The following is an 18,397-nucleotide window of genomic DNA, read 5'->3' as shown; positions in this document are numbered from 1 at the left end:
TATTTAGAAGAATCTGGGCGTTATAATTCTTTTGTAGCGAGTAAGGAACTCGTATCTCAACAAAATCTCGAAAGACCCGTCGTTGAATCTGGTGCCTCCTAGTTCCGTTACTTCACGATCATAGGCGAGGCCAATCAGGAATTGATCGGTTAACTGAAAACCGAACATAGCGCTAAGGGCAGCATCCCAACGGTAAGCAGCACCGAGGGTGAATTTGTCGTTGTATAGAAAATTAGCTGAAAGGTCAACCTGTAATGGGGCACCGCTAACGGCCTTGACCAGACCTGCGGGTTTGAACTTCCACTGTGGGTGTATATCAAAAATATAACCGGCAATCAGGTAAATGTTCATACGCTCCTCTGCAAGAAACGAAGTACTTGATGACGAATCGTCAAAATGTTTTGTCTTCAAAAAATTTGGTACCGAAAGTCCCACATAGGCATTCTCGGTATGGTAGTATACACCGGCACCAAAATTGGGTGAGAACTTACGGTCTATATTGCTCAAACCCACGGAAGAGGCCTCGTTATTGTAATTGGCCAGTTTGTTGAAATCGACGTTCAGAAGGTGTGCGGTCGCTTTCACGCCAAAGGAAAGCTTGGCCTCGCGTGAAAGGGGTATAGTATACGAGAACACACCATCGAAATAGGTTTCTTGGTTGGTGCCGTTACCAATCTCGTCGTTGACTATGGAAAGGCCTAGGCCCACCCGCTCGGAAACCGGCGTATGAAAATTCAATGTCTGCGTTCGGGGCGCGCCGTCTAGCCCGACCCATTGAGACCTGTGCAGCGCAGCTATACTAAGCACGCCCCTTGATCCGGCATAAGCAGGGTTGACTGCCATTGTATTGTACATGTACTGGGTGTACTGCGCATCTTGCTGGGCCTGAAGGCCAATGACACTCAAAAGGAGCAGGAAAGTACTGACAACAATATTTTTCATAATCTTATTTTTTGGCGATATAAGTAGGTACTCTTTCTTTTCTAATAACGTAAAGGTATCCAATTTTAGTTTCGACGTATTCTTACAGGGCAAAGTCTGCTCTTTGATTCCCTGTTATTCGGTAAATGGAAAACGTTACTAAAGAAGGAGGAAATGATTTGAGTAAATAAGATAATGATGTTTTGTGCTGAATGGGGAGCATTCTTTTTCATGATGTGATGTTTTATTTATTAAGCATTGCTAGTGATGAATTTCAATATTTAAATAAGTAAGAAAATACATATAAAAATTGTAGGCAAAACAAATATAGGTAAAGGTATGGTGCGGTTTCAATATTTGTTGGGTGGAAAGATGAATTTGATGTGAACAGAGCAAAGAATGTGGTTTGTCGATAAATATCTGATATTATTGCACTTGAACGATTATCAAATGTCAAAATGTATAAAACGTTTTCGCTTGATTGAAGTTTGTTAAAACTTTTTATGCTAGGCGGAATGCGAAAGGGGTCATGTAGGAAATAAAAATGCCTAAATCGTTGAATAATTTGTTTTGTAGGAGGACTACAAATTACTTTTTAAACCCAACTCTTTCCCTTTAGTGAGCATAAAATCTTTGGCCGCTTCATATTCATTAGGTATTTCTCCCTCTAGAATTGCCTCTTTGATAGCATCTTTAATTATGCCAATTTCCTTCGAAGGGCGTAGATTAAAAATGGTCATAATTTCCTCACCACTTATGGGCGGTTGAAAATTTCTAATATGATCACGTTCTTCTACCTCTTGAATTTTTTGACGAACAATTTTGAAGTTGTTCTTATATTTTTTCTGTTTTTTGGCATTTTTGGTGGTTATATCAGCTTCGCAAAGGGTCATTAAATCGTCAACATGGTCACCCGCCTCGAAAACAAGACGCCTTACAGCGGAATCGGTCACAAAATCTTCTGAAAGAATTTGAGGCCTTGAGCTCATCATCACCATTTTTTGCACATATTTCATTTTGTCGTTCAATGGCATTCGTAACCGTTTGAACAACTTGTAAACCATTTTTGACCCTACAAATTCATGTCCATGAAATGTCCAGCCTATTTTTTTATTGAATTTTTTGGTAGGTGCCTTACCGATATCATGTAATAGGGCAGCCCAACGTAACCAGAGGTTTTCGGTAGTTTCGGCAATATTGTCAACAACTTCAAGGGTGTGCCAAAAGTTATCTTTGTGCCGTTGCCCTTCTTTTTCTTCAATGCCTTGAAGTGCTGTCAGTTCAGGCAGTATAAAGGGTAGTAGTTCAGTTTTATGCAGAAGCCCAAGACCTTTAGATGGTTTTGAGCTAGATAGTATTTTGTTCAGTTCGTCGACAATCCGCTCTTTTGAGACTATTTTTATCCGTTCTTTATTTTCTACGATAGCTTTTAATGAATTCAGTTCTATTGTGAAATCTAATTGAGTGGCAAAACGAATTGCCCTCATCATTCGTAGAGGGTCGTCAGAGTAGGTAATACCGGGTTCTAAAGGAGTTTTGATTAATTTGTTTTGTAAATCGATGAGACCATTGAAAGGATCTAATAGAGTGCCATAATCGTGTGAGTTAAGAGATATGGCCAAGGCATTGATCGTGAAATCGCGCCTATTTTGATCATCGGACAGAGTACCGTCTTCTACAATTGGTTTTCTACTGTCCCTCTGATAGCTTTCCTTTCTAGCACCCACGAACTCCAGTTCGATACCTTCATGCTTGATCATCGCCGTACCAAAGTTTTTAAATACGGCTACTTGGGGTGCGCCCTCTAATTTAGTGGCTACTTTTTGAGCAAGTTCTATTCCGCTACCTACGGCGACTACATCAATATCTTTCGGAGTTCCTCTTTGTAGCAAATAGTCTCTTACGAAACCGCCAATGACGTAAGTGGAAACACCGAGTTCGTCAGCTGCTTCCGCAACTATTTTAAAAATGGGGTTGTTTAAGGCGTCCTGATGATTCAATAGATAATTCGTTTGAAAATTTGCTTGGGTTCATCCCAGTTGGACAATTGGTAATCAACTTGTCCTTATCCTTTTACTCCCGAATCACCTTAACCTTTCCGTCGTTACTCAATTTTATAATTGCTGAAGGAACGGCATTTTTATGTTCGGGCTGCAAATTTACCACATAGTCTACACCTTTTAAAATGACCGATGAAATTTCGTCAAATGTTCTAGGCGTCGGCTGACCTGAAATATTGGCCGAGGTAGAAACAATAGGTTTTTTGAATTTATTGATAAGATACTGGCAAAATTTATCAGATGCGACCCTAATGGCCAATGTATCATCAGAAGCAACTAGATTTTTTGCGACACCTTTCGGACTGTCGTAGATAATAGTAGTCGGCTTGGTTGAGAGATCTATCAAATCGTAGGCCAGTTCAGGTACAAAGTCAACGTGTCTCTCTAACATTGCATCATTGGCCACCAAGCAGATAAGGGCTTTACTGTCTTCCCTATTTTTTATGTCGTAAACTTTTTTTACCGCTTCTGTATTGGTGGCATCACAACCAATACCCCATACAGTATCTGTAGGGTAGAGGATGAGTCCTCCTTTTTGAAGAACATCGATACAACTATTTATTTCCTTGGTAAAATCGGCCGCCATTACTTCTGATATTTTAACTTCTTTCGTTGAACATCTTCTATAGCCAATATGTCTTGCTGCTTATAGGTTAGCGCTTCATACGTAGCGTTAAGGTCACGGCATAATTTTCTTAAACCCATAGGTTCTAATGATGCTGCATGATCGGTTCCTTTCCATGTTCTGTCTAGGGTATAGTGTCTTTCTATAATATGGGCGCCCAAAGTATATGCTGCAACATCTATAGCTATACCTAAGTGATGGCCTGAAAAACCGATGTTCTTAACTCGATTTCCATATTTGTCCTTTAACTTGATAATATCCAATAGACAAACATCTTCAAACGGAACAGGGTAGCCCGAGGTACAATTGTATACTACTAAATCTTTAGAACGACCCTTTTTCTCAAAGAAATTGACGATAGTCTCAATTTCATTCTTTGTAGTCATACCGGTTGAAATATGAATCTCGCCACGGTAATTTTCGCAAAGCCAATCTAACATTTCAAAATTATTGTTACATGCAGATGGTATTTTAATAAATACCGGATCGATGCTAGCAATCTCCTTTGCTGAATGAGTATCCCAGACAGAAGTTGAATAGGTAATACATATTTCTTTGCAGAAAACTTTCAATTCTCGATGTTGGTCTAAATTGAATTCTAAAAACTCTCTATGTTCGCCATACGTTTTACCGTATGAGTTTATTGGATTTGGATGAGGAGCATTGTATTGTTCATCGGTTAATAGTTCTTTATTGTTTCTCTTTTGAAATTTTACCGCGTTGGCGTTGCCAAATATCTTCGCCATATTGATTAGCTCTTTGGCTATTTTCAAATCTCCTTTATGGTTACAACCTATTTCGGCAATAACATAAGGCTTTTTATAAGTCATTAAATCTTAAATTGTAATTTATAATAAATTCACAAGCTTCCCTGATGGCTCCATTGGCCGAATCGTTTTTCAATATGATATCTGCGTGATATTTTATAGCCTTTGTCGCATTGGCCGGGCAAAAAGACCAAGCTGCTCTTAACATGTTGCTCAAGTCGTTCACATCATCACCTATATAGGCCAAATTTTCAAACGAAATAGCCTTCTCTTCACAAACTTTATGCAAAAAAGAAAATTTGTCCTTAACACCCAAGAACGTATTTTCGATTTTAAGTTTTTTCATTCTTTGGGCTACTACTTCCGAATTTTCAGAAGTCATAACTATTATCTCTACCTGATGCTGACGCAAAATTTCTAAGCCCATTCCGTCACGCATATCAAATACCTTTGAGAGTTCGCCATCTTTACTGAATGAAACCTTACCATCGGTAAAAACGCCATCAACATCTAAAATTAAATAGTTGATACGACCTAGCGATTTTTTAGTTTTAAACTTGCTTATTAATAACTGTTCGATAATACTCCAATCTGTTTCAGAATCGATTTCAGATAAAGATTCTTCAACCATTTCAATAGTTCCGATTTTACCGCTAAGTCTATTTCTGGAATTCATCAGAGCCTCTTGAGTGGTGCAATAAATAGCCCCGTTCTCAATAAGTAAACCATCGAAATCTTGTCTTCTTGGTCGATTTCTATAGTCATAATTTAAAGATTCGCCATTTTTAGACCATGTGAAACGATGGGTTTTTACGACACTTAGCAAGCTATCGTAATTTTCGGATCTCAATTTCTTAAGTGCAAGATTAATATCTGTGCTTTTAGTCATTGGCGATGTAGCCTGTAAAAGGCAAAATATTTCAAAAGAGACCTTTGATTCTGTACAGAACTCTAACATAGCCGATTCTGTGCTGGCAGTATCTGTGGCGTTAGAAGCATCTCTTTTAAAGGTTTTAACTTTTTTAGACCAGCTAAAATTTTGATTGACGTAGCCGATAATTTCATCATCATCGGTAAAAATGTAAACCTCGTCTAAGTCTGAAAACAAAGCTTCGGTAAGAACCCATGTAAATAAGGGACTACCCAATAATTTTTTTTTGTTTTTTCCTGGAATACCCTTTGAGCCCTTTCTTAGGGGAATAAAACCGATCGCCTTTTTTGACATAAGCCTTAATTATAGGTCTACTACCATGTTTTTGACTAGATTTCTGGTAGCCTTGGTGGTAAATTTATCTAAATAATCTTTACCTAGAAAAAAGCGCTTATTAACTATATCTAGGTTGGTCAACGCCGTTGAAAATAAAGTGTAGCCATGGTTGAAATGAAAACCTTCTTTAAGGCATAGGATTTCTATTGGAAAAAGCCCAGGTAGAACCGTAATGTTATTAAAATGTTCTTCATACCGGGTATGCTCTCTCGGATGTGTTTTTAGTACGATGTTCATGTCACCAGGAATTTTCGACAAAATATCTCTGTAAATGGCAATCTTCTCATTTTCATTTTTAATTACACCATCTTCAGAAATGGGTTGGGTCAACACCAAAGCGTGATTTCCTTCTGCGAATAGAAAATTTTGTTCTCTCAAAAAAATATTGAAAATTTCACATTTGGTTGATTGATCTAATTTTGAGACCACTTGACGAATGTTAAGTTCTTTTGATTTCGACCTTATCGGTTGGGGCAATCTATCAGGATGCTGGGCAAAAATTGCTTTAATTTCTGGGTCAAAACCTCCGCCGATAGGTGTCTTAGTCAAATAAGTTTTATAAAACTGTTCTAATCTGGTATGACGTTGGTTATACGTACGGGCACCATCTTCAATCATATTCATTTTCTTATGGCCATAAGCATATAGAAAATAGCTTTTTGACGAATCGGTATCGCAAAGGTAAATTTCTGAGTCGAGTATAAACTCGTTTTCTTCGATTAATATAGTATGCTTCTTTCTTAGATAAGGTAGGAGCGTGGCCTTTCTTCTAAAGGAGTAATTGAATTTGCCTAATTCTTGTCTGTGAATCTTTCTTTCTGAAATAATGTGTACATCTCTAAAGAAGTTCTTTTTCAAATTGGGAATCAAAGTTTCAATAAAAGGGGTACTTTCAATTAAAAACAGAAGATTGTTGCCTCTATTCTCGGTATTAAAATTGCTGTCTTTCAGTATATGTAAAAGCGAAAGGTAGATGTGATAAATGGTAGACCCGACGTAGGTTCGCTTCATAGAAATTGGCAAAATAATATTGGAGATGGACCTCAAAAAACTACATTTGCAAAAGTAGCTAAAATTCAACAATTGTAATGAGCACGGTCAGTGTCATCATAAGTACTTATAACCACCCAGAGTGGCTCGAGAAGGTAATTTGGGGCTTTCAGTGCCAGACCTACAAAGATTTTGAAGTCATCGTTGCCGATGATGGTTCTGGTCAAGAAACTAAGAAATTGGTTGATGAATTGCGAAATAAGGTATCTTTTGAAATAAAACACGTTTGGCAAGAAGACGATGGTTTTCAAAAATGCAGAATTTTAAACAAGGCTGTAAAGGCTTGTAGTGCCGAATATGTGATAATGACAGATGGTGATTGTATACCGAGAGAAGATTTTGTTCAGGTACACTATATAAATAAAGAGCCTGGCTATTTCATTTCTGGAGGTTACTATATGCTTCCAATGAATATTTCAAAGGCTATCACCCTTGAAGATATAGAAAAGCAAAATTGCTTCAACATTCAATGGTTAAAAGAAAAAGGTATTCCCAAAACATTCAAAAATAACAAACTAACGGCTAGAGGGTTTATTTCTACACTCTTCAATACGTTCACCCCTACCAATGCCAGTTGGAACGGACATAATTCATCTGGTTGGAAAAAAGACATTCTTAATGTAAACGGTTTTGACGAGCGGATGCAGTATGGAGGTGAAGACCGGGAGTTCGGTGAGCGCCTTTTTAATTATGGGGTCAAGTCAAAACAGTTGAGGTATAGTGCTGTATGTATACATCTTGATCACGAACGTGGTTACAAGACACCGGAAGCAATTGCCAAAAATCAAGTGATTAGAAAAGAGGTTAGACAGAACAAAAGTGTCTGGACCTATCACGGCATTACCAAGTAGTAAGCCAGTTCGTTTTTCTTTTCAAGCTTTTTAAGTTCTCGGTATCTTTCTAAATCTCCTAGAGCATTGAGATAGCAAATGGTAATTCCTTTTTTACCGTCAAGAATACCTAAACGAATCAAATAGTGATTAATGAATTTCCAAAGAGGTTTAAATACAAGTGAAAGCACATTGTATCTTCTCTCCCTATAAAAATCTTCTTTAGCTTTCAATCTACCGTACTTGAGCATTTTGCCTTTATAGTCTTCATAGCTCTTATAGCAGAAATGGGTGAGTTTTTCCCTTAAAATTCCTGAAGAGCCATTAACGATTAAAGTCTCATGAACAATTTTCTTGTCAGAAAAACGCGCCTTACTTTTTCTGAAAAGACGATAATTTTTATCGGTCTGCCAACCGCTAAAATGCAAAGGTCTCTTTAGAAACATGAACTTTCTATAAAACCAAAAGGCAGCAACATCGGTTTCACTGTTTATGGTAGCACTAACCTCTACTTGAAGCTTTTGCGAAACCACTTCATCAGCATCTAAAAACAAGACCCAATCATTAGAGGCTTGTTTTAACGCAAAAGATTTCTGTTGAGTGAAATTCGAAAAAGGATGCTGAATAACCTTTACCCTCGGATGTTCTTTTAGATATTCGTAAGTGCCATCGGTACTGTAAGAATCAACAACAATAATTTCATCGGCAAACTCGACAGATTCAATACATTTTTCAATGTAACCTATTTCGTTGTAGGTAATGACGAGGGCCGATAACTTTTGTTTTTCCTTGGGCATTGTTAATTTATTTGGGGTTTGGTTCGGTTTTCTACTTTGTAGATTAAAAAGAACACAAAAGGTTGCGTTTTTATGCTCACTAAAAAATCCTACCCTCTAATAACAAAGAAAAAACAAAAAAATTATGTTTAATCAAAAAAATCCTACATATTATACAGCAACGTCGTATTCACGTAGGGCATCGTTCAAGGATGTTTTTTTATTGGTGCTCTCCTTTCGTGTTCCGATAATCAGTGCACAAGGCACTTGAAATTCACCGGCTGCAAACTTTTTAGTATAACTACCAGGTATAACAACTGAACGTGCAGGAACCCTACCTTTTAATTCAATAGGGTTTTCTCCGGTTACATCAATGATTTTTGTGGAAGCCGTTAAAACCACATTCGCACCAAGAACAGCCTCTTTTTCAACACGTACGCCTTCAACAACAATACATCTAGAACCGATAAAGCAATTATCTTCAATAATGACAGGTGCTGCTTGAAGTGGTTCTAAAACACCTCCTATTCCTACGCCACCGCTCAGGTGAACATTCTTGCCTATTTGTGCGCAGCTACCTACGGTTGCCCAAGTATCTACCATTGTACCCTCATCAACGTAAGCGCCTATATTCACATAACTAGGCATTAAAATGGTTCCTGACGAAATATAAGAACCATGTCTGGCCACCGCATGGGGTACCACACGAATACCTTTTTCTTGATATCCTTTTTTCAAAGGTATCTTGTCGTGGTATTCAAAAATACCGGCCTCCAAGGTTTCCATTTTTTGGATTGGAAAATAGAGCACCACCCCTTTTTTGACCCATTCATTAATTTGCCAACCATCAGAAGTTGGTTCGGCACATCGTAATTTTCCTTGGTCAAGTAGGTCGATAACCTCACGAATTGCTTCTTGAGTATCAGGGGTTTTTAGAAGTTCCCTATTGTCCCAAGCATTTTCAATCTTTTTTCTTAATTCGTTCATGGTTCTCTTGTATTATGGTGTTTATATAAGTCTCGATGAATATTCCCCGATTTAATTTTTAAATCTTCAGATACGGGAAACGGATTGCAAATATAAGAGGTCGAATAGTAATTAAAAGTCCAATTTTACGCTTATAACAATTTATCGGTTATTTTTGCCAAAAAAATAAGGATTGGGAAGATTGTTGGCTATAGATTATGGCAAAAAAAGAACGGGTATTGCTGTTACCGACGAATTGCAGCTTATCGCTTCGGGCTTGACAACCATAGATACCGATCAACTTATTGAGTTCTTAAAAGGATATTTAAAAGAAGAGTCCGTTGAGAGTTTTGTGGTAGGCGAACCTAAGCAGATGAACAACTTGCCTTCTGAATCGGAACAGTTGATCATACCTTTTTTGAATCTATTAAAGAATAATTTTCCGAATATTCCTATTGTGAGGCAAGATGAACGATTCACTTCAAAACTTGCCGTTAGGAGTATGATTGACGGTGGATTGAAAAAGAAACAGCGCAAAAATAAAGCGTTGGTAGATCAAATTAGTGCCACTATCATATTGCAAGATTACTTAAACAAAATCAAATGATTTTACCAATTGTAGCATACGGAGACCCTGTTTTACGCAAGGTCGGAGAGGATATTACCAAAGATTACCCAAAACTCGACGAGTTATTGGAGAATATGTGGGAAACGATGTATAATGCCAGTGGTGTTGGTCTCGCTGCACCACAGATTGGTTTGCCGATACGTATTTTTTTGGTGGATACAACCCCATTTGCCGACGATGAAGAGTTATCGGCCAAAGAAAGAGGGCAACTTAAAGGCTTTAAAAAGGCTTTTATAAATGCTTATATAGAAGATGAAACTGGCGAAGAATGGGCCTTTAACGAGGGGTGTTTGAGCATACCTGATGTAAGGGAAGATGTTAAAAGAAAAGGTACACTAACCATCAATTATCTAGACGAAGACTTTGTTGAACATACCGAAACCTATGACGGACTTTTGGCAAGGGTTATACAGCACGAATACGATCATATTGAAGGCGTACTTTTTACAGATAAGCTGTCTCCTTTAAAGAAAAGAATGTTGAAAAGTAGACTGAACAACATTTCAAAAGGTAAGATTGCCGTTGATTACCGCATGCGATTTCCGAACATGAAAAAAGCACGTTAAATTTTATCGTAATCCATCTAAAAGTATAATATTTGCGCTCCTAAAATGTAAAATTCTATATGAGTTTAGACAAAATTCTATCTATCGGCGGTAAGCCAGGCCTTTTTAAATTGGTAACACAAACCAGAACTGGTTTCGTTGCGGAATCACTTCTTGACAAAAAAAGAATTACCGTAGGTATGCGTAGCAATGTAAGTGTCTTATCGGAGATTGCTATCTATACTTTAGAGGAAGAGGTTCCCCTAAGAGAGGTTTTTTTAAATATTCAGGTGAAGGAAAAAGGAGGTAAAACTTCTATTGGCCACAAAGATGATAAGTTAAAACTAGAGGAATATTTTTTTGAGGTATTGCCTAACTATGATGAAGATAGAGTGTATGCAAGCGACATTAAAAAGGTGATTCAATGGTACAATATCTTGCATGATAACGGAATAACCGATTTTGATAGTAAAGAAGCAAAAGAAGATAAATCTTCTGAAGAAGAATAAAAGAAGCCCTCGTTAATCGAGGGTTTTTTTATGGGCTTTTTCTTTTATCATTTCCGGTTGGCCGACCACTTCAAATTTGAACAGATCATTTCTTGAATAATGTCCGATCACATCAAAATCGAGCTTGCTTTTAGGTATATCCTCCAAATTCAATTCTGCAGAGACTATCCCGGACTCGTTGAATAAAGGGCCTGCCAATATCTCTCCCATGGGGGAAACTATTACACTGCCTCCTGGGCAATTGTTCGCAGAATCATCCCCATCCAATAATTTTGAGTATTCTTCGGGGTAAATGTCTTCAGTGGCATATTGATTACATCCTAAAACAAAACACCTGCCTTCCATGGCTATATGCCGCATAGTTGCGGTCCAACTTTCTCGCGAGTCGGCAGTTGGTGCGATATAGATTTCAACCCCTTTTTTATACATCGCCATCCGTGCCAAGGGCATGTAGTTTTCCCAGCAAATCAATCCGCCAAGCTTTCCAATTTTTGATTCAAAAGTAACCAATGAGTCAGCATCCGATTCGGCCCAGATAAGTCTTTCGGCCCCGGTCGGTTTTATTTTTCGATGTACGCCCAACAATCCTTCAGTCGGAGAAATGTATAACATGGAGCAATAAAGACTTCCATGGCCATTTTGTTTTTCGGTTACCCCTACAACCAAATACAAATTGTTCACTCGGCTGAGGCTTTCTAGTTTCTTTAACTCACCGCCATTGAGGTCAAAACTGTTCTCTCTGAACCGATGGTACATCTCGCGCCCCTGATCTGAGCGACTGCCAACCTTTGTGCCGAAAGTGAAACCCCTGGGATAACCTGGTATAAATGACTCTGGGAATACTAGTAAATGAAAACCTTGATTGGCATACTTGCCAACCAAGGTTTCTATCTTTTCAAGGGTCTTGGCCTTGTCAAAAAAAACAGGACTATCTTGTATGAGGCCGACCTTGATTTTCATTTTAAATCTTTTATACTAGTCTTTTTTAATTTCTTCGTAGGTGTATTTGCTTTTCTTCCAGTCGATGAGGGGAGAAGGATAATACTTTACATCCATCCGGTCTAGAAACGGAGCCTGATTTGCCAAACGTACTTTATAATTCTCCCAATTGCGATTTTCGGGTGTAGACCAACTTAATTCAGAATACCCAATTGCGCGCGGAAAGGCCAAATATTCAACTTCATCAATATTGCTTACGGTTTCAGACCAAAGAGGTGCCTCGATACCTAGAATATTTTCCAATGGAATGCCTTCATATTTTTCGGGTGTCCAGATGTAAGCCGTATCCGTTGGTATATATGCGGCCCAATGCAACCCATGTTTAGATAACGTATCATATTGCATATCTAAATAAGCCTTTTTAGCTGGCGACATGATTATTTTCATTCCCTTTTTAATGGCCAAATCGGCATTTTCTTTGCTCGACCAAAACTGGGCAATGGCAGTTGAATCAATATCAGTGGTTGCGATTTCATCCCAGCCAATCATTCTTTTGCCGTGTTTTTTGACAATTTTCTCGACCTTTTCTACAAAGTACTTGTAATCATTCTTTTTGGTAACGTGGCTTTCATCACCTCCCATATGAAAATACGGGCCAGGGGTAATGGCTGATATTTCCCTTACCACATCGTCTATAAAGGTATAAACAGTATCTTTTCTAGTGTCGAAAGTACTAAAGCCAACATGCGTACCCTCGTAAAGCTCTACCTTTTTGCCATTACCATTCAGAAACGGATATGATACCGAGGCTGCATTGGTGTGTCCGGGCATATCGACTTCAGGTACTACGATAATATATCTGTCAGCAGCATAATTTACAATTTCGGTATAGTCTTCTTGGGTAAAGAAGCCCCCCGACTCACCGCCGACCTCGGTACTCCCACCAACTTCGGTTAATTTAGGCCAAGACTTGATTTCTATACGCCACCCTTGGTCATCGGTAAGGTGTAAATGTAGAGTGTTGTATTTGTAATAGGCCAACAGATCAATGTATTTCTTTACATCTTCTACGCTGAAAAAATGACGGGCTACATCGAGCATGCTACCACGATATTCAAAGACGGGATTGTCGATTATTTTTCCGGTCGGAATAGCCCAAACCTTATATTCTGCCACAGTATCAATACTGGTTTCAGGAATTATTTGACGTAATGTCTGTACGCCTCTAAAGGCGCCTTCGGCCGTGTTGGAATTAAGAATGATTGAGTCGGGTGTTACGTAAAGCTGATATGCCTCGGTGGCATCGAGCTCTAAGCTATCCGATAAATTGATATAAATAACGCCTTCTCTATTGTTGACCTCTTCTACATTTACAGGTAGGTCTAAATCGGTCTTTCCCTTTATTTTTTCGGCGAGAAAAGTGCCTATTTCAGGAAAGCCTTCTGCATTTTCAGAAGTGTAAATTGCTGTAAACTGGTCTAGAGCAAATGCTTTTTCGGTGGCGACTACCTTTTTTGGCATGGGTATCATATCGCCCATAGCCAAATCGGTTTTCGGTAGGTTAAGTACCCGTTTTTTCTTTTCGGTCTCGCATGAAAAAAAGGCAATAAAAACGCTGCAAATAAGTAAACTTTTAAATAAATAAAATTTCATATAGGTAGAATGTTTGGATTAGTTTAGTGATAGGATAAATGGGCATCTAGTTTTCAACCAGCTCTTTCATGGTATCATACCAGATATCGTAACCTTTTGAATTCATATGAAGGCCATCTTCAATGAAAATATCTCTTTTAAGGTCACGGCCGTTGAGCATGGGGCTCCATACATCAACATAATTTAGTAAATCGTCTTTTCTGGCAAGTCTATTAAACTTGCGATTCAATCGTTTGTATTTTCCTCTTAGCTTCCATCTCGAAATACTGGGTTTTGCCGAAATGATAACTATTTCCGTAGAGGGGTCATTTTCTCTGATCAGACTGATAATCTGCCTGGTGGTACCAATAATTTCATTAGGTCTCTTTTGTGCTTGAATGTCATTGTCACCTTCGTAAATAAATACCTTTTTTGGTTTATAACGCAAAATGAGGTCATCAGTAAAATATAAGAGATCAGAGGCTTGAGATCCACCAAAACCTGAATTGACGATTTGTTGTGATGGAAACCTAGTTTGAAGGTCTTTCCACATACGTATGCTCGAACTACCGGTGAAAACTATGGTTTCCTTCGAGGGATCCCAGATAGAGTCGTATTTCAATCTTAAGTCATCGACTTGATTCTTAAAGCGGCTCGCTTCTTGAGCAAAACCTTGATTTACAACTAATAAAGAAAAGAGAATTATAAAGCGAGACATAGTGAATATTTAAGCCACACAAGTTAGTCTATATTTAGGTCGGTTCAAAGAAATCTTAGGGTTGTAGCAGACTTCTTCGTACTATTAACATAGATTGCATTCAACTACAAACTCAACTAAGAAAACTTAAACTTTAATTAACTCATGGATCTTAAATTAAAAACGATAGCATTTATAGCTATTCTAGGTTTCCTATGCCCAGCCCAAGCACAACAGATTACTAAAGAAGAACTCATTTTTTTAACACCTGAATGGAAAGGTGAACGTTTTGAAGATGGCCGACCAAAGGTTTCTGACAATCTTTTAAAAAGAATGAAAGGTGTTACGCTTGAAGAGGCTTGGGCAGTTTTGAAAGGAGACAATTTTAAATATCAATACGCTGAAGGTTGGCAGACCATCAACCCGGATAGCGTATTGGTAGGTAGAGCTGTTACGGCCGTATTTGTGCCTGGAAGACCAGACATACATAGGGTAATCGATGATAGGGGGCATAATCAAGATGGAAGAATTAAATCTCAGAATGCCTGGACCATCGATTTACTACAAAAGGGAGATGTTTATGTAGTTGATCAATTCGGTGCCCATATAGATGGCCCCACCATAGGTGATAACCTAGGCAACTCCATCTTTGCCAAAACGGGTAACGGAATCGTTTATGACGGAGCGATTCGTGATATTGATGGTTTAAAAGAAATAGGAGGATTCACCTCTTTCTTTCGAAGTTATCATCCTTCACATCATTTGAACAATCCTGATGGTCAGTTGAATACCACGTTAATAGGCATTAATACCCCCACTAGAATCGGTATGGCCACCGTAATGCCCGGTGATATTGTTCTAGGAAGAGATGGTGGTGTAATTTTTATTCCGCCCCATTTGGTGGAGAAAGTGGTAAAAACCTCTGAGATAGTCAGGCTGAGGGATATGTTCGGACATCAACGGTTAAGGGAGCAAAAGTATACCCCCGGGCAAATTGATAATCGCTGGTCAGATGAGATTGAGAAAGATTTTTCGCAATGGTTGAATAGTCATATTGATGAACTTCCTGTACCAAAAGAACAGATTCAAGAGCTGCTTAAAACACGTACTTGGTGATATTTGAATGAATTTTTCAAAAAAATCACTAAAAAATTAGGGTTTTGATAAAATAGGTTCGTAGTATTTAAGAAATACATCAACCTAAACGATAAGTTATGAAAAGTTCAAGAAGAAGCTTCTTAACCAAGGCGGCAGCGGCCACCACTTTAACTACCATGCCGTTTGCAACTTTTGGAAATGAATTGGTGCAGGCAGTAGACCAAACCTCAAAGAGATCGGCGCCATCAGACCTACAGATAACAGATATTAAATGCGGATATATTCGTGGTGGACACAGTTTATTTGTAAAAATCTATAGTAACCAAGACATTGTTGGGCATGGTGAGGGGGTCGATGCTACTCCAGGTACCTATCATTTGGTCAAAATGTTCGGAGAACGTTTAAAAGGTAAGAACCCTCTGAATGTCCATAGACTTTTTGAAGATATTAGAAGAGGAGGTTTTTTTGAAGGTGCGCAATCGGGCATGTATGTAGCCGTACTAACTGCTGTAGAAACAGCGCTGTGGGATTTGACAGGTAAGGCGTTGAACTTGCCTGTATACCAATTGCTAGGGGGCAAGTTCAGGGATAAAATACGTGTTTATATGGATACGGCCCTCTATCAAAACAGATTGCCCAAACCTGAAGATTTTGCTGCCAGTGCCAAAGAAGCGGTCGATATGGGCTTTACAGCTGTTAAGTTTGATTTAGACCAAGCCAATGATCCCAATAAATACGACAAATATAACTGGACCGCGAGCCCTGCGGAAATTGAAAGAATGCACGATCAAATGGCCGCTGCCCGTGAAGCCGTCGGCCCGAATATCGATATATGTGCTGATATGCACGGCAGATATGATGCCATTACGGGCGAGAAAGTGGCAAAGATTTTAGAGCCTATCGACATGATGTGGCTTGAAGAACCCATACCTGCGGAAAACGTTGATGCCTACAAAAAGATAACCGACTCTACTAGTACACCTATCTGCGCTGGTGAAAACCATTATTTGGCTTATGGTTTTAGAAGACTTTTAGAAACAGGGGCGGTAGATATTATCATGCCCGATTTACAAAAGGCAGGTGGTTTAGGAGAAGCTCAGCGTATAGCGAATCTGGCAAACCTCTACTATGTACCTTTTGCTCCTCATATGGTCGCATCTTTTCTAGGTGCTATGGCATCATGTCATGTATGCGCATCGGTGCCGAACTTCATGATTCTTGAATGGCAGATATATTTTCACAAAAATCCGATGTATAAAGAAATAGTCAGCTACGATGGCGAGATGGTCGAAGACGGTTTCATTAAACTCTCGGAAAAACCGGGTATCGGTGTCGAGATCAATGAAGAAGGTATGAAAAAGTACGCCGATAAAAACGTACCTTTTTTTAAATAAGGGTTGAGTAAAATTTACCCTTTTGGCACCTTGGCAATAATACCCTCGGCATCGGCCCAATCATAAAAACGTTCGATCCAACTGTCTGAGGGTAGGCCTTGGCTTTTCATTCCAAAACCATGTCCACCTTTCGCATACATATGCAGGGCAGGGGTATAGCCTCTGTTAAGCCAAGAGTTGTATAATTCAATACTTCCCTTCGCCAAGCCAAGTGGGTCGTCGGTAGCGCAAATGACCAACATTTTTGGGGCATTGGCAGGGGCTTCTTGAACTGGAAAGGCGGTAGTCCAGGGGTATACAGGAACAATAAAGTCAGGCCTATCCAGCTGTTTCGCGTAATAACCGACCCCCATGGTTACGGCTCCACCCGCGGAAAAGCCCATAAAGCCAATTTTAGCAGGGTCTACACCATAGTCGTTGGCGTGCTCCCGAACATAGGCGACGGCAGAAAGACCATCGGCTATCGATAGAGGTAGAACAGGTTTGATACGCTGACCGATTTTAGCTGGGTTGTTAGTGCCCTCATCGGTAATTTCTTTGATACCATCTTCTCCCGTGGGTACAAGGCGATATTTGAGCACAAAGGCCGTGATACCCTTTTTAGAAAGCCATTTGGCTACCATGTTTCCTTCACTCTCAATGCTTAGGCCATACAAGCCTCCTCCTGGAGCCACAATAACCGCCGTACCGTTCGGGTTGGTTGGTTTAAAGACCTGCATGGTGGGCACCGAAACGTTGGTGACCACTTCGGTATCCCAAATTTGTGAGAAATATTGCTTTTCATCGCCTTGCCAGCTTACATCGACAGCTTTTTCATGCGGAACTTGAATAATGTCTTGCGCTTGTAGGCTACTAGTTATACTGAAAGTCAATAGATATAAGTAAAGGATGTTTTTTTTCATTAGGGTGGTCTTTAAATTAAATTCCGACAGCCAAATACGCTAGAGCTGCCAAAGCTCCTCCAATTATCGGTCCGACTACGGGAACCCATGCATAGCCCCAATCGCTATCTCCCTTTCCTTTAATAGGCAGAATGGAGTGCGCTATACGAGGGCCTAGGTCACGTGCGGGATTGATTGCATATCCGGTAGGACCTCCGAGTCCAAAACCGATACCCATGACCAGTAAGGCTACAGGCAGGGCATCGAGAGAACCTAAGGAAACAGGCTCGTCAGAAATAGTTCCTCCTGCGATATAAAATACTCCGAAGACCAAAGCGAAGGTTCCGATAATTTCAGTGACCAGATTCCAGAAAGGGCTTCTTATGGCCGGTGAAGTAGAGAACGTTGCCAAAATGGCTCCTTTATCCTCTGTAATTTCGTATTGCTTTTTATAGGTCAGAAAAACCAAAAAATTTCCTACCATCGCTCCGAGTATTTGGGCCACAAAATAGCCGGGTACCAGACTCCAATCAAACTTGCCGGCGGTCGCCAACCCAACGGTTACTGCCGGGTTCAAGTGCGCTCCGCTCACATCGGCACTTATAAACACGCCTACAAAAACAGAAATACCCCAAGCCAACGAAATACCTACCCACCCTGAATCGGAACCTTTGGTACCTTTAAGAACAAGGTTGGCCACTATACCATTACCCAATAGTATGAGCATGCCTGTTCCGATAAATTCAAAGATGTAAGCTTGCATAGTTTAGTTGGTTTTAGGTTTAAAAGATAGAAAAAAGAATTTTACTCCT

19 protein-coding genes are annotated in these 18,397 nt (G+C 39.4%); 6 read left to right on the top strand and 13 right to left on the bottom strand.

Annotated elements, in window-relative coordinates:
• Positions 1–3: 3 nt before the first annotated feature.
• From D1013_RS15705 to D1013_RS15680, 6 genes are all read right to left on the bottom strand, one after another.
• Entirely contained in the window at positions 4–942 is a 939-nt protein-coding gene (locus D1013_RS15705; protein WP_121850763.1) for a PorP/SprF family type IX secretion system membrane protein, read from the bottom strand.
• Positions 943–1,502: 560 nt separating this feature from the next.
• Positions 1,503–2,921: a CCA tRNA nucleotidyltransferase gene (locus D1013_RS15700; RefSeq protein ID WP_121849731.1), complete on the bottom strand. Its 1,419-nt coding sequence runs from the start codon at positions 2,919–2,921 to the stop codon at positions 1,503–1,505.
• A gap of 73 nt (positions 2,922–2,994) precedes the next feature.
• The gene (locus tag D1013_RS15695) at positions 2,995–3,567 is read right to left on the bottom strand and encodes an L-threonylcarbamoyladenylate synthase (RefSeq protein WP_121849730.1); all 573 of its coding nucleotides are present in this window, start codon (positions 3,565–3,567) and stop codon (positions 2,995–2,997) included.
• Complete coding sequence (locus tag D1013_RS15690; protein ID WP_121849729.1) at positions 3,567–4,436, bottom strand: N-acetylneuraminate synthase family protein; 870 nt, start codon at positions 4,434–4,436, stop codon at positions 3,567–3,569. Before D1013_RS15690 ends, D1013_RS15695 begins: the two co-directional genes overlap by 1 nt.
• Entirely contained in the window at positions 4,426–5,598 is a 1,173-nt protein-coding gene (locus tag D1013_RS15685; RefSeq protein WP_121849728.1) for an acylneuraminate cytidylyltransferase, read from the bottom strand. Before D1013_RS15685 ends, D1013_RS15690 begins: the two co-directional genes overlap by 11 nt.
• Before the next feature lie 9 nt (positions 5,599–5,607).
• On the bottom strand, positions 5,608–6,651 hold the full coding sequence (locus tag D1013_RS15680) for a glycosyltransferase family 52 (RefSeq protein WP_121849727.1): 1,044 nt from the start codon (positions 6,649–6,651) through the stop codon (positions 5,608–5,610).
• Positions 6,652–6,728: 77 nt separating this feature from the next.
• On the opposite strand from D1013_RS15680, the gene D1013_RS15675 reads away from it, so the two are divergent.
• Complete coding sequence (locus D1013_RS15675) at positions 6,729–7,541, top strand: glycosyltransferase family 2 protein (protein ID WP_121849726.1); 813 nt, start codon at positions 6,729–6,731, stop codon at positions 7,539–7,541.
• Here D1013_RS15675 and D1013_RS15670 read toward each other — a convergent pair.
• The gene (locus D1013_RS15670) at positions 7,523–8,317 is read right to left on the bottom strand and encodes a glycosyltransferase family 2 protein (RefSeq protein WP_121849725.1); all 795 of its coding nucleotides are present in this window, start codon (positions 8,315–8,317) and stop codon (positions 7,523–7,525) included. The genes D1013_RS15675 and D1013_RS15670 overlap by 19 nt on opposite strands.
• A 150-nt stretch (positions 8,318–8,467) precedes the next feature.
• On the bottom strand, positions 8,468–9,283 hold the full coding sequence (locus D1013_RS15665; RefSeq protein WP_121849724.1) for a 2,3,4,5-tetrahydropyridine-2,6-dicarboxylate N-succinyltransferase: 816 nt from the start codon (positions 9,281–9,283) through the stop codon (positions 8,468–8,470).
• Positions 9,284–9,455: 172 nt separating this feature from the next.
• On the opposite strand from D1013_RS15665, the gene ruvX reads away from it, so the two are divergent.
• From ruvX to D1013_RS15650, 3 genes are read left to right on the top strand one after another with little or no spacing between them, the layout of a single operon-like run.
• Complete coding sequence (gene ruvX / locus D1013_RS15660; RefSeq protein ID WP_121849723.1) at positions 9,456–9,869, top strand: Holliday junction resolvase RuvX; 414 nt, start codon at positions 9,456–9,458, stop codon at positions 9,867–9,869.
• Positions 9,866–10,456: a peptide deformylase gene (gene def / locus D1013_RS15655; protein ID WP_121849722.1), complete on the top strand. Its 591-nt coding sequence runs from the start codon at positions 9,866–9,868 to the stop codon at positions 10,454–10,456. The genes ruvX and def overlap by 4 nt, the downstream gene beginning before the upstream one ends.
• Positions 10,457–10,515: 59 nt before the next feature.
• Positions 10,516–10,944 (top strand): DUF5606 family protein, encoded by a 429-nt coding sequence (locus tag D1013_RS15650; protein ID WP_121849721.1) that lies wholly within the window; start codon positions 10,516–10,518, stop codon positions 10,942–10,944.
• 12 nt (positions 10,945–10,956) lie between these two features.
• Here the strand turns inward: D1013_RS15650 and D1013_RS15645 are convergent, their stop codons facing one another.
• Genes D1013_RS15645 through D1013_RS15635 form a run of 3 tightly spaced genes read right to left on the bottom strand, consistent with a single transcriptional unit; the run spans position 10,957 to position 14,233 of the window.
• Positions 10,957–11,904, bottom strand: coding sequence for a carbon-nitrogen hydrolase family protein (locus tag D1013_RS15645; RefSeq protein ID WP_121849720.1), 948 nt, complete (start codon positions 11,902–11,904; stop codon positions 10,957–10,959).
• Positions 11,905–11,919: 15 nt separating this feature from the next.
• Positions 11,920–13,536, bottom strand: a complete 1,617-nt coding sequence (locus tag D1013_RS15640; protein WP_121849719.1) for a beta-N-acetylhexosaminidase — start codon at positions 13,534–13,536, stop codon at positions 11,920–11,922.
• Between the two features lie 46 nt (positions 13,537–13,582).
• Positions 13,583–14,233 carry a GDSL-type esterase/lipase family protein gene (locus D1013_RS15635; RefSeq protein WP_121849718.1) on the bottom strand — a complete coding sequence of 217 codons (651 nt, stop codon included), beginning with the start codon at positions 14,231–14,233 and terminating at the stop codon, positions 13,583–13,585.
• 144 nt (positions 14,234–14,377) lie between these two features.
• Here D1013_RS15635 and D1013_RS15630 point away from each other — a divergent pair, with 144 nt between their 5' ends.
• Together D1013_RS15630 and D1013_RS15625 are read left to right on the top strand one after the other, a co-directional pair.
• The gene (locus tag D1013_RS15630; protein WP_121849717.1) at positions 14,378–15,328 is read left to right on the top strand and encodes an RraA family protein; all 951 of its coding nucleotides are present in this window, start codon (positions 14,378–14,380) and stop codon (positions 15,326–15,328) included.
• Between the two features lie 98 nt (positions 15,329–15,426).
• Positions 15,427–16,704: a mandelate racemase/muconate lactonizing enzyme family protein gene (locus D1013_RS15625; protein ID WP_121849716.1), complete on the top strand. Its 1,278-nt coding sequence runs from the start codon at positions 15,427–15,429 to the stop codon at positions 16,702–16,704.
• 14 nt (positions 16,705–16,718) lie between these two features.
• Here D1013_RS15625 and D1013_RS15620 read toward each other — a convergent pair whose 3' ends face one another.
• Together D1013_RS15620 and D1013_RS15615 are read right to left on the bottom strand one after the other, a co-directional pair.
• Positions 16,719–17,606: an alpha/beta hydrolase gene (locus D1013_RS15620; protein WP_121849715.1), complete on the bottom strand. Its 888-nt coding sequence runs from the start codon at positions 17,604–17,606 to the stop codon at positions 16,719–16,721.
• A 16-nt stretch (positions 17,607–17,622) separates the two neighbouring features.
• Positions 17,623–18,348: an MIP/aquaporin family protein gene (locus D1013_RS15615; RefSeq protein ID WP_121849714.1), complete on the bottom strand. Its 726-nt coding sequence runs from the start codon at positions 18,346–18,348 to the stop codon at positions 17,623–17,625.
• Positions 18,349–18,397: the final 49 nt, after the last annotated feature.

Source organism: Euzebyella marina, from assembly GCF_003687485.1.
Taxonomy (GTDB): Bacteria; Bacteroidota; Bacteroidia; order Flavobacteriales; family Flavobacteriaceae; genus Euzebyella; species Euzebyella marina.
Note: the sequence above shows the minus strand (reverse complement) of the source record. Positions and strands in the feature narration are given on the sequence as shown.